Source organism: Vallitalea sediminicola (assembly GCF_054408565.1).
In genome coordinates, this window is the sequence record NZ_BTPT01000008.1 from 24,654 (window position 1) to 42,164 (window position 17,511).

The 17,511-nt window shown below is 30.4% G+C and carries 15 protein-coding genes; 10 read left to right on the forward strand and 5 right to left on the reverse strand.

Annotated features, from left to right (window positions below):
* Positions 1-2,040 carry an AIPR family protein gene (locus tag ACX6CF_RS03295; RefSeq protein ID WP_458783872.1) on the forward strand — a complete coding sequence of 680 codons (2,040 nt, stop codon included), beginning with the start codon at positions 1-3 and terminating at the stop codon, positions 2,038-2,040.
* A gap of 8 nt (positions 2,041-2,048) precedes the next feature.
* Here ACX6CF_RS03295 and ACX6CF_RS03300 read toward each other — a convergent pair whose 3' ends face one another.
* Positions 2,049-3,659, reverse strand: a complete 1,611-nt coding sequence (locus ACX6CF_RS03300; RefSeq protein ID WP_458783873.1) for a DNA cytosine methyltransferase — start codon at positions 3,657-3,659, stop codon at positions 2,049-2,051.
* A 206-nt stretch (positions 3,660-3,865) separates the two neighbouring features.
* Between ACX6CF_RS03300 and ACX6CF_RS03305 the strand changes: the two genes are divergently transcribed.
* The 8 genes from ACX6CF_RS03305 (at position 3,866) to ACX6CF_RS03340 (ending at position 11,814) form a co-directional block, all read left to right on the forward strand.
* A complete protein-coding gene (locus ACX6CF_RS03305) occupies positions 3,866-4,045 on the forward strand; it encodes a ribbon-helix-helix protein, CopG family (RefSeq protein ID WP_458783874.1) in 180 nt (59 codons plus the stop codon).
* A gap of 216 nt (positions 4,046-4,261) precedes the next feature.
* A complete protein-coding gene (locus ACX6CF_RS03310; protein WP_458783875.1) occupies positions 4,262-4,438 on the forward strand; it encodes a hypothetical protein in 177 nt (58 codons plus the stop codon).
* 119 nt (positions 4,439-4,557) lie between these two features.
* Complete coding sequence (locus tag ACX6CF_RS03315; protein WP_458783876.1) at positions 4,558-4,845, forward strand: hypothetical protein; 288 nt, start codon at positions 4,558-4,560, stop codon at positions 4,843-4,845.
* A gap of 244 nt (positions 4,846-5,089) precedes the next feature.
* Complete coding sequence (locus ACX6CF_RS03320; protein WP_458783877.1) at positions 5,090-5,284, forward strand: DUF4250 domain-containing protein; 195 nt, start codon at positions 5,090-5,092, stop codon at positions 5,282-5,284.
* A gap of 241 nt (positions 5,285-5,525) precedes the next feature.
* On the forward strand, positions 5,526-7,334 hold the full coding sequence (locus ACX6CF_RS03325; protein WP_458783878.1) for an ABC transporter ATP-binding protein: 1,809 nt from the start codon (positions 5,526-5,528) through the stop codon (positions 7,332-7,334).
* Positions 7,327-9,060 carry an ABC transporter ATP-binding protein gene (locus ACX6CF_RS03330; RefSeq protein ID WP_458783879.1) on the forward strand — a complete coding sequence of 578 codons (1,734 nt, stop codon included), beginning with the start codon at positions 7,327-7,329 and terminating at the stop codon, positions 9,058-9,060. The genes ACX6CF_RS03325 and ACX6CF_RS03330 overlap by 8 nt, the downstream gene beginning before the upstream one ends.
* Before the next feature lie 143 nt (positions 9,061-9,203).
* Positions 9,204-10,322 carry an aldo/keto reductase gene (locus tag ACX6CF_RS03335; protein WP_458783880.1) on the forward strand — a complete coding sequence of 373 codons (1,119 nt, stop codon included), beginning with the start codon at positions 9,204-9,206 and terminating at the stop codon, positions 10,320-10,322.
* A 451-nt stretch (positions 10,323-10,773) separates the two neighbouring features.
* A complete protein-coding gene (locus ACX6CF_RS03340; RefSeq protein ID WP_458783881.1) occupies positions 10,774-11,814 on the forward strand; it encodes a bis-aminopropyl spermidine synthase family protein in 1,041 nt (346 codons plus the stop codon).
* 80 nt (positions 11,815-11,894) lie between these two features.
* On the opposite strand, the gene ACX6CF_RS03345 is transcribed toward ACX6CF_RS03340, so the two are convergent.
* From ACX6CF_RS03345 to ACX6CF_RS03360, 4 genes are all read right to left on the reverse strand, one after another.
* On the reverse strand, positions 11,895-12,374 hold the full coding sequence (locus tag ACX6CF_RS03345; RefSeq protein ID WP_458783882.1) for a protease complex subunit PrcB family protein: 480 nt from the start codon (positions 12,372-12,374) through the stop codon (positions 11,895-11,897).
* 242 nt (positions 12,375-12,616) lie between these two features.
* The gene (locus tag ACX6CF_RS03350) at positions 12,617-13,729 is read right to left on the reverse strand and encodes a hypothetical protein (protein WP_458783883.1); all 1,113 of its coding nucleotides are present in this window, start codon (positions 13,727-13,729) and stop codon (positions 12,617-12,619) included.
* A 215-nt stretch (positions 13,730-13,944) separates the two neighbouring features.
* Positions 13,945-14,136 carry a hypothetical protein gene (locus tag ACX6CF_RS03355; RefSeq protein WP_458783884.1) on the reverse strand — a complete coding sequence of 64 codons (192 nt, stop codon included), beginning with the start codon at positions 14,134-14,136 and terminating at the stop codon, positions 13,945-13,947.
* 136 nt (positions 14,137-14,272) lie between these two features.
* Positions 14,273-16,099 (reverse strand): YcaO-like family protein, encoded by a 1,827-nt coding sequence (locus ACX6CF_RS03360; protein WP_458783885.1) that lies wholly within the window; start codon positions 16,097-16,099, stop codon positions 14,273-14,275.
* A 240-nt stretch (positions 16,100-16,339) separates the two neighbouring features.
* On the opposite strand from ACX6CF_RS03360, the gene ACX6CF_RS03365 reads away from it, so the two are divergent.
* A complete protein-coding gene (locus tag ACX6CF_RS03365) occupies positions 16,340-17,266 on the forward strand; it encodes a serine hydrolase domain-containing protein (protein WP_458783886.1) in 927 nt (308 codons plus the stop codon).
* The last annotated feature ends 245 nt before the right edge of the window (positions 17,267-17,511 follow it).

Consider the following 17,511-nt stretch of genomic DNA (forward strand, 5'->3'; position numbering starts at 1 on the left):
ATGATTACGCTGGATGAGTTTTATGAGAATTTTCTACAATCAATATTAGTAGATACTGAGAGTAGGGGACTACTTAAGTCAGAAGCCTTTTTTGAGAATGTCTGCGAAGAACTTGTTAGTATAGGTGAGCTGAGTATTAATTATACAATGTCGGACTATATCAAAAAGGGAATGGAGCTAAATGGATATGATTATGATGAGGAGAGGCAATTGCTTTCATTAATTGTCCATTATTATTTTCAGGAAAACTCTGTTCAAACACTGACACGTCAACATATTAATACAAAGTTTAAAAGGTTAAAGAACTATTTAACAAGTTGTATTTCTGGACTTTATGAAGGGGCAGAAGAAACTTCTGATGGTTATAATGCATTATACAACATATACAGGTATTTTACTGGTAATAAGATTTCAAAAGTCAAATTTATAATTATTACAGATGGTAAAGCAACACGAAATTTAGTGACCATTCCTGATGATAAAATTAATGAGGTGGTAATTGAACACCAAGTTATTGATATTGAGTATATTTATAAAATATACCTTTCTGAATTTAATAGTAAGACGTATGAAGTAAATGTGAAGTTACCATATCTTAAAGTAAGTCAAAATGTCGAAGAGTATGATTCATACTTAGTAGTAATGGATGGTAATTCACTTGCGGATATATATGAACAGTATGGACAAAGATTATTTGAACAAAATGTTAGGACATTTCTTCAGTTTAGGGGAAAAGTAAATAAAGGGCTTCGCACTACAATAGAATTTAGTCCAAAACAGTTTTTTGCCTACAATAATGGTATTACGGCAACTGCAAGTGATATTGAAGTTAATGATAATGGACATATTACAAAGATAAGTGATTTTCAAATTGTTAATGGTGCTCAAACTACTTCAGCAATATATGCCGCAAAGAAGAACTATAAATTGAATATTGATGATGTATTTGTACAAATGAAGCTATCGATAATTAAAAATAATGAAGAGAAAAATCAGGCTGTTGCGAAGATTTCTGAATATGCAAACACACAAAATAAAGTTAATAAATCGGACTTTTTTTCTAACAGCCCATTTCATAAGGAATTTAAGAACTATGCCAACCGAATATGGATATCTGCTAAAGGTGGATCGCAAAGAAGAACACATTGGTTCTATGAACGTGTAAGAGGTGCCTACCTTAATGAGCAAGCTTATCTTACAAAAGCAGAAAAGAAGAAATTTATCTTGGAAAATCCAAAGACACAGTTAGTAGATAAAACATTTTTAGCCAAAAGTGAGAATACTTGGATGCAACAACCTAATGTAGTATCAAGAGGAGCTCAATTTAGTTTTCAATATTTTGCTGAGAAAATAACAGATGAATTGGAAAAGAATAACTTAGTAATAACAGAAAGCTATTTTAAAGAAGCAATTTCAAGAGTTATACTTTTTAGGAAAGTCGAAAAGTTAGTTTCTGCTGCTGATTGGTATAATGGGGGGTACAGAGCCCAAATTGTAACATATACTATCGCATTTTTGGCATATATTATTAAGAAGCAATCAAAGTTTTTTAGTTTTAGTGAGATTTGGGAAAATCAAGAAATTCCAGAAGATCTAATTGAGGTACTAAAAATCCTGGCAAAGATTATTCACGAGGATATTACAAATCCTCCTGAAGGATATGCAAACGTATCTCAGTGGTGTAAACAGAAAAAGTGTTGGGATAGCATAAAACAAGTTAACGTGAGTGTTGATATACCAAGTAAATATCTAATAGAAAAACAAGAGATGAAATATATAAAGAAAGAAGAGAAAAAGGCTAAGAAACTTGATAGAGGTATTGAAATGCAAATATTTGTCGTTAATGAAGTAAATAGCAATTCTTGGAATAGAATTTATGATTTTTATAGTAGACAAGAAAATATACGTGAATTATCTGGTGCTCAAAGAGGAATATTGAAAAGTATGTCAATGGGAAAATTGACTCCGCCTTCAGAGAAACAGTCCAAGATATTGTATGAAATTTATTTGAAGGCGGAAGAACAAGGTATTTTGGTTTAGAGCTATTACTATTTTATAATATCTACAACCTTATTTGCAATTGCTTTTCCTAATAAAGGAGGAACTGCGTTACCTATTTGTTGATATTGTGCATCTTTGGTTCCGTAGAATATAAAGCTATCAGGAAATGATTGAAGTCTAGCAGCTTCTCTTATGCTGATAGCTCTGTTTTTTGTTGGATGAATCCACATTGATTTCCTTACATTGACTACAGTATCAGAGGGTACATCGTAACTTAATCTCTTGTATATTGTATTCTGAGTTTTTGATGGAGTAGTGTATGTTGTTTTTAAATTATCAGCTAAGTTATGGAAATTTTGTCCTGGTTGTAAGTTTTTAAAGCGTTCTAATGCTGTCTCTCTGGTGTTCGTTATAATGTGGTTATGAATGAAATCAGTATCACATAATTGCATAATATAATCGTTTTTCTTTTTTTTGTTTTTTCTACGTTTTCTTGGGTTATATTCATCTAGATTAATATTGGGGGTGTACTGTTCCAAATCTTTTATAGAATCACCTATAGTATAATATTCATCTGGTGAATGTAAAATAGGTTCAGGTAATGCTACAGTTTTTTTTGCTAACTCTTTTTTTATACCTATTAAAATGAAGCGTTCTCGTAATTGGGGTACACAGTAATCAGCAGCATTAAGTACGTTTGAATCGATTGAATACCCAAGTGATTTTAGCTTCTTTTCAATATATTCCATTATTTTATAGGACTTAGTATATAACAATATATCATTTGTATTAGATAATATAAGTTTTTTGTGATATATATTGTATTCTTGAATATCAAGCATTTTATGAATTATTTTTTGAGTATCTATTATAGTTGATAAATTAGAAGACATATAGTTAAAGACTACGTTTATATTGCTTATCTCAACTAGCTTTTTAATGTTAACACATATATTTTTATAGCTTTTGCACCAAAAATTATGTGAATTAAAATCCCAATTTGCAATTATTCTATTTATTTTAAGAATGTGTTTTTTATAGTATTGGCTAAATGATGTTAAACTACTAGTGTTTTTATGTAATTGATTTAAACAAATATATACATTTTCGGGGAGTAGTTGTGATGAAATATTAGGATTCAATTTCATCTTGTTTAAAAAGTGTAAAAACTGCTTGTTATTTAAATGGCTTGCTCCCAAATTAACTACTTCATCATGGAGGCTTAGTCCTATGTGTGGCATCATTTTTTCATCATTATTGCTGTAAAAAAATTTATGTTTTTCAGAAGCTATTGTTTTAACATTTTCCATCACAATGATGTTTGGATTTATAGTTTCAACTGCTTCAATATATTTTTTTACTAATTGATTTTTAGGAGATACTAAATAATTGTGTTGCCTGTTTGCGTTGGAAAAACCTTGGCATGGTGGTCCACCAATAATTACATCAATTTGTCCATATCTATTTATAAGATCATTGAAATCAATTTTATTAATATCTCCAGCTAATTCAGCATTTGGATGATTTTTTTTATACGTAACTCTTGCATGTTTATTATTTTCTACAGCTAGCTTTACGTCAAAAAAGCCGGTTTTTATAAAACCATAGCTTAGACCACCAGCACCTGCGAATAGATCTAATGTTATAAGTTTGTTCATATGATTTGCTCCTCAAATAATTAGAATAAGTTATAGTAGCAGCATAGCATAAAATAATTAAAAAATCAACAATTTTATAGTTGATTTTTAGCATTTTCATATAAAAATTAAATTTGTTAACAGATAAATTGGTAACTAAAAATTAATACTTGATTAAATGGCTGACATGAATTATAATAAAATTGTCAGCCAACAATTTTTGGGAGGTGGTTACTATATCTAGAAAAGTTGGTAGACCTTTTTCTGAGAATCCTAAAGATATACGTCTTACTATAAGATTAGATAAAGAACATTATGAAATCTTAGAGGAATATTCAAATACTAATGAAATTAGTAAAAATGAAGCAGTAAGAAAAGGCATTAGGGAATTAAAGAAAAAGGATTAAAAAAATAAAGCAGTGTCTGCATTGCAAGCGAAAAACACTACTTTGTTACCCACTATCAAAAATAGAGGTAAATCAATTATACCCTGTTTACGATAGTAATTCAAGAATGGAACTATAGTTATATTATAATTTAATAAACGCACTATTTTAATCTTGACATTTTGGGCTGCATATTATAAAATTATTATGGGCTACAAAATAATAGGAGGTGAACATGTGCCTAAGAAAGTAGGCAGACCAACTGATAATCCTAAAGGCAAATCAATTCATGTTCGGCTAGATAAAAAAAGTGAAGAAATACTTGATAAGTATTGTAATGAGTATCAAGTTAATAGAGCCGAAAGTGTTAGACGAGGAATAGGTAAGTTGGAAAGCGACTTGAAAAACAAATAGAAAGAAGCGGTGAACGCCCGTTAAGCTATACACCACTTCTTACATCCCACTATCAAAAATAGCGGTAAATCCATTATACCCTGTTTACGATAGTAATTCAAGAATGGAGGTATGATTTTATGTTAGATATCACAGAACACTTTAATGTTTTTGCAGTACATATGTTAGATAAAACCTATAGGGATTTTGTTAATACAGACATAGAATACCAAGAATTAGATTGCTACTTAGATAATAACAAGCATAGATTTGAAACAATAATCAATTCGTTAAATGAAGAAGATAGAGAATTTGTCAAACAATATATTACTAAACAATCCGATAAATTAACGTGTGCTAATCAATCCTTATATATAGCGAGCTACAAAGATTGTATTCAACTATTAAAACTACTTGGCGTAATATAAAAAGCCGATAATCATGTTAAAATAATAATGGTCTAACTATAAATTAATTATGAGGATAAAAAACATGTCACTTAATAACCTTTTTAGCTGACATGTTTTTTATTACCTTGAAAAAGAACTTTTATCTAATTTTGAATAGTTATGCTAATTAACCTTAATAAAAATGATATTGACTTACATCATAGTATGCCATATCATAAAAAGAAGCATAATATTACTACTTCAACAAGGCAGGTGAACTAAAATGGACAAACAAAAGCTATTATCTATGGATCCATACATATTATTAAGTATAATAAATATGAAACTAAGAGATGAATTTAGCTCTTTAGAGGATCTATGCAGTAACTATGGAATGGAAAGTGTAGAACTGGAAGATAAATTACAAAAGATTGAATATAGATATAATGAACAAACCAACCAATTCACAGGAATCTAGGGAAAGTGTTGAAATATCCCTATGAAAAATGGTGACAATCAAATAATAACTAAAAAGGTGATAATCAAATAATAACTAGTTGAAAAAATAAGAAATTAGGTTTATAATAATACTAACTAAATTTACTAGAGGAAAATATAGCAATTAATATATGTTGTATTTTTTTTGGAAATTAAGTTAGATATATCTAACATTTTTAATTGAAATAAAATATTATAGAAATAGGAGGATTAGTAACAGTATGACAAAAAATAAAAAAACATTTATTTTAAAAAGGTTTACACCTTATATGGGCAATAAAAAAGCACTTTTGCCCTTATCATTAGTATTGTCAGGAGTATCAGCAGCACTTAACATTTTACCTTTTGTTCTTGTATGGTACATAGTACGTGATATACTATCGTCGCCAGAATCCATTGATATGTCAAATGTAGGTTTTTATGCGTGGATTGCCTTTGCAAGCGCAATGGGAGGAATAGTACTATATTTCTGCGCACTTTTAAGTTCACATCTCGCTGCATTTCGTGTAGAGGTAGGAATGCAAAAAGTGGGTATGGAAAAAATAATATCTATGCCTCTTGGTTTTTTTGATAATAATTCAAGTGGAAAAATACGAAAGATTGTCAATGATGGAGCAGGAACAACTCATGCATTTTTAGCACATCAACTTCCTGATATGGCAGGTAGTATCGTTTCACCCATTATCCTTATAGCTTTGATTTTTATAGTGGACTGGAGAATGGGGATCGCATCTCTTATTCCAATTATTTTAGGTTTTATAACAATGAAGTTCATGTCAACTACTATAGGTAAAGAATTTCAAAGAAAATATTATGATTCATTAGAAGAAATGAGTTCAGAATCAGTGGAATATATTAGAGGTATTCCAGTTGTAAAGACCTTCGGTCAAAGTATATTTTCTTTCAAACGATTTTATAATAGTATAATTAAATACAAAGAAATGGTTCATGCATATACTATTCTTTGGAGAAGACCAATGTCATTTTATAGCACAATCATGCAAACAGCAGCATTCTTTTTAGTTCCTATGGCTATCTTTTTAATAGGAAGAGGAGAAAATCTTCCGCTAGTAATTGCTGACTTTATTTTTTACATTCTTATATCTCCTATATTTACAATGCTATTGATGAAATCAATGCATTTTCAGCAAAATACGTTAATTGCGGGGCAAGCTATAGATAGACTAGATAATCTCTTAGAGTATCCTAACATGAGCTATTCCAGTAATATTAAAAATATAAAAGATCACAGCTTAGAGTTTAAGAATGTGGTATTTTCATATGAAGGAAGCGATAAACGTGCTATAGACAAAATCAGTTTCAAATTGAATCAAGGTGAAACCATTGCTCTTGTAGGAACTTCTGGAGGAGGAAAAACGACTATAGCCAGGTTAGCAGCCCGTTTTTGGGATGTAGATGAAGGTGAAGTATTAGTAGGAGGAATAAATGTAAAAGATATTCCTAAAAAAGAACTTATGGACAATATCTCATTTGTTTTCCAGAGTACCAAGCTGTTCAAAGGTTCATTAAGAGAGAATATAGTTTTTGGTAAAGAAAATATAGGAGAAAAAGATATAAATAGAGCTATTGATTTCTCACAGTCCAGAGATATCATAGATAATCTAGAAGATGGACTTGATACTGTAATAGGCTCAAAAGGAACTTATCTATCAGGAGGAGAACAGCAAAGGATTGCACTAGCCAGAGCAATTGTCAAGGATGCTCCTATAGTGCTTTTAGACGAAGCTACTGCTTTTGCAGATCCTGAAAATGAGCACCTAATCCAAAAAGCACTGAAAGAGGTTAGCCGTGATAAAACAACATTAATGATTGCTCATCGTCTTACAAGCGTACAGAATGTTGATAGAATATTGGTTATGCAAGATGGAAAAATCGTAGAATCAGGAACCCACAAGGATCTTATTACTAAAGATGGTACGTATAAGAAAATGTGGGATGAATATCAAACATCTATAGCATGGAAGATTAAGACTGAAAAATATGTAAAAGGAGGAAGACAATATGCTTAAATATTTTCAAAATAAATATGCAATGTCTGAAAAAGGTGCAAAAGACCTTTTGAAATCAATAATTTGGACTGTAATAATGGAAATTAGCTTTATGGTTCCTGTAGTCCTCAGTTTCAAATTTTTAGATGAATACATGAGTATACTTTTGAACTCCTCTAATAGCTCCAAGAATAGCATTCTATATTACGTTATTATGTCTATAGCATTTTTCATAGTAATGTTTGTTATTGCTTATTTTCAATATGATTCAACTTATACCAAAGTTTATGAAGAGAGTGCGAAAAGACGTATTAGTCTAGCTGAAACACTAAGGAAATTACCGTTGGCTTTCTTTGGCAAAAAAGATATTGCGGATTTAAGTTCAACTATAATGGAAGATGCTACACAAGTAGAAATGCTTTTTTCCCATTCAGTTCCTCAAATATATGCATCAGTATTGACTGTTCTTGTTATGGCAGTTATGTTGTTCTTTTATAACTGGAAGTTAGCCATTGCAGTATTTTGGGTTGTTCCAGTGGCAGCTTTAGTTTTTTATCTGTCCAAAAAGTTTCAAGATAAAATGCACTATAAGCTATATAATATAAAAAGAGATATATCAGATAAAATTCAGGAAGGGCTTGATTCAGCTCATGAAATAAAATCCTATAATAGAGAAGAAGCCTTTTCAAATAATCTAAATTCAAGATTAGATAATTATGAAAAACATCTTATAAAAGGAGAGCTTTTGATAGGGGCTTTTATCAACTTGTCATATGTATTGTTAAAGCTTGGACTTCCAAGTGTTATACTCTATGGTGCTCATCTATTATCGATAGGGTCTATAAATATTTTTACTTACCTTGTCTTTCTTGTAGTGTCTGCACGTATTTATAACCCTATAATGGATGTAATGAATAATTTTGCACTGCTTATCTATCTGAATGTTCGTATCAAACGAATGAAAGAAATGGATGAAATGCCAAGGCAGGAAGGAAAGACCAAGTTTTATCCTAAGAATTACGATATAAAATTCAAAAATGTAGATTTCTCTTATCAAGACGGTGTGCAAACATTGAAGAATGTAAGCTTTATGGCTAAGCAGGGAGAGGTAACAGCGCTTGTAGGACCTTCTGGTGGAGGTAAGAGTACACTAGCTAAGTTGTCTGCAAGATTTTGGGATATAGATAAAGGAGTTATTACTCTTGGTGGAGAAGATATCTCCAAAGTTGATCCGGAAACTCTTTTAGATAATTATTCAATAGTTTTTCAGGATGTTACACTTTTCAATTCAAGTGTTATGGATAATATTCGTATCGGTAAGAAAGATGCTACTGATAAAGAAGTAATTGAGTCAGCTAAACTTGCTAGGTGTCATGAGTTCATTAATAAGCTTCCACAAGGATATGATACATTGATTGGTGAGAATGGAGAGCGATTATCAGGAGGAGAACGACAGCGTATATCAATAGCCAGAGCAATGTTAAAAGATGCTCCTATCATTTTGCTTGATGAGGCTACAGCTTCACTTGATACTGAGAATGAGAGTAAAATTCAAAATGCACTTAGTGAGCTTATTAAAAATAAGACCGTGCTGATTATTGCCCACCGTATGAGAACAGTTTCAGGGGCTGATAAAATCGTGGTTATCAAAGACGGTTCTATTGCAGAGACAGGTACACCTAAGGAGTTAAAAGAAAAACAAGGAATATTTGCTTCAATGGTAAAGACACAATATCAAAGTAATTAATGATATACTGCTTTATAGAGAATAATAATAGAAAATCATAGCTAATCTTATAAAATCCTTGACTTAGAGTTAACTCTAGCATTTATACTTATTCTTGTAATAAGGAGACGTTTTTTAGTTGGCTATGGAAGGAGTTATATATTATGATCTATAAAGAGTATGGAAAAACTGGAAAAAAAGTGTCAGCAGTTGGTTTTGGAGGTATGAGATTTGATGAATCAAGGTCCATAGAAGAAAATGCAGAGTTGGTTCGTTATGCTAACAGTAAAGGAATCAATTATTTTGATACAGCACCAGGATATTGTAGTGATACCAGTGAATTAATATATGGAGAGGCTTTTAAAGATATGCCAGGGCAATTCTATGTTTCAACAAAAGGAATGCCTACAAGATTTGATACAGCAGAGAAAGCAATTGCAGCGGTAAAACGCTCCATTGAACGATTAGGTGTCAAGAAAATAGATTTTTATCATATTTGGTGTGTTAGAAAAATTGAACATTATGAGCTTGCTATGAAGCCCGGTGGACAATACGAAGGGCTTCTTCAGTGTCAACAAGAAGGTCTGATTGATCATATTGTGTTATCTTCACATCAGACAGGAAATGAAGTAAGTAAAATATTGAATGATAGAAAGATAGATGGAATATTATTAGGAGTGAATATACTTAACTTCACTTATCGTTGGGAAGGTGTACAGACTGCATATGATATGGGTTATGGTGTTGTAGCTATGAATCCATTGGCTGGTGGAGCTATACCGACTCATGAGAAGGAACTAAGATTCTTAGCAGAAGGAAACGGCTCAGCAACGGAAGCTGCATTGAGATTTGTAATATCATGTCCTCAGATATCAGTTGCGTTGAATGGATTTACGAGTAAAGACCATATAGATATGGCATGTAGGATTGCTGATGAGACTGAACCAATGTCAGACCAAGAATTAGAAAGAATCAAAAAATTGGTAAGTCAATCAATGAATGAAGCATGTACTGGCTGTGGTTATTGTGATAAATGCCCAAAAGGTATACCTATACCAAGTTTCATGCAATTATATAATGAGAAGCATGTTTTCCATAAATCTGATGACCAGATGAAGAATATATTGAATGATTCTTTTGAATGGGGTATTCTAGCGGGTAAAAGAGGATTGGAAAATGAATGCATAGAATGTGGACTATGTGAAAGAGAGTGCACACAACATCTACCTATCATTAAACGATTAAAAGAAATAAGTGGGTGGTCTGAAAATCAAGAGAGTTAAGTTTTATAATTATTCAAAAAGTATTGCATTATATAATTACTTAATGTATAATGTGGTTAATTTATTATAGGAGGATGTTTTATGAGTGGAGTAGTTCTTAACTAAATGAATTTAATATGTATCTTAAAAGTTCGAAGTGCCATTTTGTATAGGTCTATTAGTCGTACCTTTAAGATTTAGTTAGGTTAAGAACACGGGTAGCTACTTTTATAAAACATTACTTTAATAGGTTGTAATTTGATTTTTGCATCTATTATTGATATTAATGCCGTGCTTTGCACGGTTTTTTTATGCAAAAATAGGTGAATGTAATGATAAGGCTATAGGTGTATTCTGTGCACCTATGGTCTTTATTTTATTTAGGAGGGATGAATTATGTTAGATGTTGTAATGGAATATGCAGGTGCATATTCAAAGGATAGAATGGAAGGTTTGATAATGAAAATGGAGAGTGATTAGTATAGTTGATTATATAAAAGAAATTGAAAAGAAAGTTTCAATTGATGAAGGTATCATAGCAATAGAGCAATTTTTGATAAATGTATATTTTGAAAATCCAATATCAAATAAAGAGTTGGCAAGAAAACTATGTTTGCCCATACCACTAATAGTAGCTATCAAAAAAGAGTTTATAAAAGCTGGTATTATGAAACAAGATCGTGGTATAACCATAACAGCAAAAGGGAATGATTACGTTGAAAATGACCTTGGTTATAAAGGTCTAGATAAAATACTGTTCAAGGAACTTAATGATGGGGTATGCAATGTTGAAGAAACTTTCTTGGAAGAGATACAAATAATAGAAAAAATATTTAATGGAAGACCTAAACCAGATTTTTCTATTGACCAAACTCATTGTACTTATATCACCAGTTTGAAGAGGAGTATATTAGCACTTAAAAATGATACGTTAATAAATAAGAAGATTCTATGTGTAGGAGATGATGACCTTGTAAGTGTTTCTTTAGGATTATTGTTGAAAAAATTATATAGGGATGAAGATAAAAGTAAATCTGAAATTCATGTAATAGATATTGATGAAAGATATCTTGATTATATTGATAAAATATCAGATGAATATGATTTGCCTATAATCTGCCATAATATGGATCTTAGAAAAAGTATGGATAAAGAACTTATTGCCAAGTTTGATTGTTTTTATACAGATCCACCTTATACTATGAATGGATTACACTTGTTTTTATCAAGAGGTATTTCTGCGCTTAAGAAAATTAAAGGGCTTCCAATATTTTTCTCATTTGCCCATAAATCTTATGACTATTCTTTTGAAATGATGAGAGAGTTTAATGAGATGGGACTGAGTGTATACCGTATAATGCCTAAGTTCAATATATATGAAGGTGCAAGTATAATAGGAAACATAGGTCAGCTTATAATTTTAAAGACTACTTCTTACACTGATTTAGATATTGAAGAAGATGAGTATTTTGTAGAATGTTTATATACAAGAGAAGTCAATAGAAGTAAGTAATATAAAAGGACAACAGTTTGAAACCCAGTAATATACCTGGTATTCAAACTGTTGCCTTAAATATGTTGATATAAATGTTTTTACTTATAATAAATTGGCAAGAACAAATCACTTGTTCTTATAATTAAGTATGGATATGTTATAGCCATAGTAACTTGATCATCTTTTCCTGGGCTTAATAACTCAGTTGAGATTACAATACGATCTTGGGATTCATATAATTCACTAACTTGTATACTATATCCTCCTGTTCTTTGTTCGCCGTAGCCAACAGCTATATATAAATACTGCCCATCTCTGAAGCTAAGTTTGAATGGGTTGAACTTTAAAATGTCAACATTTTGTTTTATTATATCTTGTACATTTTCATCATCTAATACAGTAAATTCCATATCCATTATCTTATTAGTATCCTTTATTGATTCTTCAATATAGTTTAGATTGATTTCTGTTGGAGTGTCAAGATAATATTCTGATGTAGCATATACTGTAGATGCCCCTAACATTAAAAAAACAACTGTTAGTACAAAGAATTTTTGTGCATTAAAAACCTTACTCATAATCTAAATTCCTCCTCATAAAAATGTTGTATTTCGAAATACCTTACTCATGATAACACTAAGATAAATATAGAACAATATATAATGTGAAAATAATATGAATATTTAGTTTTAATATAATATTTATTAATAATATTAATATTATTCAGAAAAAAATATTATTTTTGTTGTTCTATATAAAATTTGACCTAGATCATATTTTCAAGAAGGTAAGGAGATATTAGATTAAAAACATTATTGACTTATATTTTACTAGATATAAATCTAATGATATTCATGATGAATGTTACGAAAATACACCCAACAAAAGCTATATTTAAAGTTCCATAAAGAACATAAATTATCTTTTTATTAAGAGATAATTTAATTTTTATATTAGTTGTTGCTGTTTTTCTGAATATCTTTCCAAACACTAAATAACTAAGATAGGACAACGAGTTTTCTTTTAATTTTTTATCATTCAGTAATTCCGCTAGTATATAATAACCATCAAATTTTAAAAGGAATATTAGATTTAACATTACTAGCATAAGATTAAGCATAGAAAGCCATAGAAAAAAATTATAGGTATTTCCACTTGTGAAAGCAGTAAGAATAAAACCAATTCCAGCTACTTGTAGATTAAGCAAAATTCCGGCAGCTGAGATTAATATTCTTTTCATTTTACTTTCAATATAAGAGATACCTACAATACTTGAATAGATACAGGGAACAATTAATATTAAGCGTAATCCAATTTCTGCTATATGAGCTCCATTATTCTTCGCGACAATGATATGCGCAAATTCATGAAGAGATATACTAATTAAAAAGACTGGAATAAATAAATACCAAGGCGGAGATGATAATGAAGCATTTACTGATGATGTTCCAATCAAAATAAATAATCCAGTTAAAAATATAGGCAAAGACAAATATGTAATTGAAAAATAAAGTATTCTAAAAATGCGTTTATCTTTATCTAAACTATTATCTGGATGTAGAATTCCTTTTTTAAGTGAAAAGATTTTAAATATTTTTTTATCCTTTATAGATAGTTGCTTGTTTTTTTTATCCTTAATATTTTCTGTTTTTTTGTTAGCTTCATTATCTATAGGGGACTGTTTGGTTTCTTCTGTATTCAATAATCCAATTTTTGAAAACTGATTAATCAAATTTTCTATATCATACAATGAGTAATTATTAAACTGTTTATGAATTTCTTCCATTGTTTTGATACCGTCCAATATCCTTAATACGTTATATTCATTACAACCCAATGAATAAGTTTTTTTTGTTGCTTTGTTGAACACAAATACTCTGCCATCATTTTTTGGCATCATTTCTAGATTTTGATTTATACATGGACTAGACATATATACACCACCTATTCGTTCTTTATTTTGCTATAGGAAAGTTATACTTATAGATATTATATAGTAAAAGCAGTATGTATTGCTACAAGTCAGAAATGTTGTTATACAGGTATCGTTCTGATAAGCAATACATACTGTTTTGTTTATGGATACTTTACTTTATATGTAACTGGTAAGTCATTAACAAGAAATTTCCAATAGGACTAATTGTTAACTTAAATTAACGCTTGTCCACCAGGAGCATAAAAAGCTTCTGGAGCAGCAGCAGCAGCTCCGGCACCTTCTGGTCCTGCAGCAGCGGCAGCAATTGGAAGATCATCTGTATCTTCTGATCTTATATCAAAAGATGATGTTAAACTAGATAATTCATTATCCAAAAACAAACCATATTTTTCTTGTTCTTTCATAAAATAAATGCCTCCTTTCATTAGTGTATATATTTATCTAACTGAATTGCAATTATTAAAAGTATAAAAAGCTACAATAATTACAAACCAGCTAAATAACGTGAATAAGAGTACAAACAAAATGTTTCTGAATATATTATGCAAAAAGTTCACAGATATCTTCTTGATCTATAGGATTTTTTATTTGGGCCGAATGCAATTTATGAATAATTTCTTGACATTGTTTATAAGAATCCTTTACTTCTTTAAGTTTAGGAGAATCAATTGATTTTGGTGCAAACAATTTAATCATTATCTCTTGTGGGACACAGAATAAATGGTCTATCTTCTCACATGTATTTTGACTATAAAATACTTTAAGATACTCTAATACTTTATTATGGTCATGTAACTGAGACATTGCAACAAAATAATTATACATACATTTGTAAAACTTGAATTGATCATTAGAAATGGATGCACGTTGTGCCATATTAACAATATATTTCATTTTCTCAGCTGCCATACTGAACTCCTCATTTATTACGTGACACATAACTACAAAAAATCTAGTATCACAACCAAAGTTTTCACAAGGCCAATCCCTAGTGAATTTACAATAAGATTCCATAGTATTCTCTAATACACAATTCATAAAGAATTCCATAGTTGCGATAATGTATTTTGTATTGGAACGATTAATTTTAGTTGGATTTGTAAATAAAGGGGAAATATAAAATCTAGTATTATAAGCTCTGAAAATTACATCTTTATCTTCCCACATTTCTGATAATCCAGGAATTACAATATAGTATGATGGGAATCCTAGATTAGAAACATCACGTATTAATACATCGTATCCATCGTTAATTATATCATCCACCCAGTAATTCAATAATTCCTGATTGCTCATTGACGAAACATCTTTTAATGGGACAAATTCAAAGGTAGGCTTGTTACCGAATAATTGATAAGGATACTGCCCTACACCAATTTTATAACTATTATAAATATTCATGGAATTACTAGAATCCAAGTTGGTAAAATCAATATGACTTCTTTGGGCATATGTAAAAATATCATTTCCTTGAGTTGCTTCTGTAAAAGCACGTTCCATGGCAACTCCAAAATCAGGATGACATCCTAGCTTTACACCATAATTACCTGTGTTTTTCTCAACAATAACTAAAGCTGCTACTGGATATTTTCCGCCAAAGGAGCAGTCCTTTAGAGTGACATAATAATCTTCTTGTTCTTTCAGTTTTAAATACATTTTATCAATATAAGGGTACTTTTTTATATACTCATCTGGAACATCTGGAAGAGTAGGTTTTTCAAGAAACAATTTTTTTTGTACAACTCTTTCAATTATTTCTGACAGACCTTGTACAAGTGCTTCAGAAGGAGTGTTTCCAGCACACATTCCATTACTTCCATAAAAGCGTCTGCATGTACCTCTTGGAAGATAAACTACTTTTTTATCTTTCATGCTATAGAAGGGTACAACAATATAACGATTTTCAAGATTATGTTTAAGCAAGTCCATCTTTTGAGTATTTTTAAATTCCTTTGCTTTTTCTTTAATAGAAGTATTTTCTTTTGAACGGTTTGAAAAGTACATATGTATAAGTGAATTATCACTACTAACGATTTCTTCAGCTGTTGTAATTTTTTCGTCTGGTGCTTCGTAGAAATCTGAGCGGCTTTCATTTTTACTTATAATAATACCTAATAGATTATTTTGATACCGTTCAAATAACTCGCCATAAGCACTTGCTAATGCGTATTCACGAGATATCCCTTTGCCATTTGTTCCAATCGTAGTTCCTTTGAATGTCAATCGTAGTGAGTATGTTTCCACAAAACTTTCCTCTGACCAGGTTTCTTCTGTTTCAATTCCAAGTTCCTTTAAGATGTTTTTTAGTTTAGTAACTGTCTCGGTCGGAGATACTTCTTTAAAATGTTTTTTGTGTTCTAAACTCATCTGTAATCCTCCATTCATTATTTGATTATACAGAATGTAGTACCTTTTTAATAAATATACCATAATTTGCAAACAAATGCAATATAATATTTATAATGTTTAAATAATTAAGAATATTCAACATTAAAACTGAAAAAATACTTTATTATGACTGGGTTCGACTAACAAAAAAATAGTATGTTTTTAGCAGAAATTAAGCTATAATCATTTAGTATACAATATTTAATGGAGATGATTATAATGAATAATAAATTATTGGATGATATGATTTTATCAATTAATAAACAAAACCTTGACGTATTGAATGTAGTTGTTCGTCAAGATGGTAATATAATTGCTAAACATGATTTTGTAGAAGAAAAGCCTATTTTATTGTGGTCAGTGAGTAAAACATTTACTTCAATGGCAGTTGGGATTGCAATATCTGAAGGATATTTCAAGATTAATGATCCTATCATAGATTTTTTCCCTGAAATTCCACAAGAGAAGCTTAATGGATATGCCATAAAAATAACCATACATGATTTACTTTGTCTGGGTTCTGGACATTCAGAATGTCCTATTGAAAAAGCTGATTGGAGTGAAGGGAACAATCATGATATCAGTCGGTTGTTTTTTGATGAACCAGTTGTCTTTGAACCAGGAACTCATTTTACATATGATAATTCTGCAACTTACATGCTTTCAAAAATCATAAAAATAACTACAGGTACTAACCTAGATGAATATCTGGATAAAAAGATATTTCAACATTTGAATATACCAAAGCCAAAATGGGATACTTGTCCAAAAGGGATAACACAAGGATTTTCTGGTCTGCACTTAACAGCAGACCAATTATCTAGGTTTGGACAATTAATACTTGATAAAGGAGTTTGGAAGGACAAGCAACTCATTCCTACAAGTTATATAGAGCAAGCAACATCTGTCCAAATCGAAACCAATGATTTTAACCCATACTTTGCTACAGAAGACCATCATCAAGGTTATGGCTATCAAATATGGATGAACTCATATGCTAACTCATATCGTATGGATGGTTTATATGGTAACTATGTTGTCATGCTTCCAAATAAGAATGCAGTCATAACCTATGTTTCAAATGAGCAACAAAATATGACCGGAGTACTAGAACTAACATGGAATACATTACTGAGTAAATTATAAAAGTACTAAAATTTATTGTATTTTTGTATAATAAAATCTAAAATAGCCAATAGTATTTCTAAATAGAAGAAAAAGTGTTTTTGTGATTATATTGAAGGGACTTACAGTAAAATAGTATATGTATATGTGAAGTAGTGAGGCAGGACGCCGAACCCAGCTTTTTGCTCAGGACGAGCAAGTAGCTGGCGAAACATATACATATACTATTTTGCATAAACCAAGTCAGAACAAAACTCTTTTTCTGA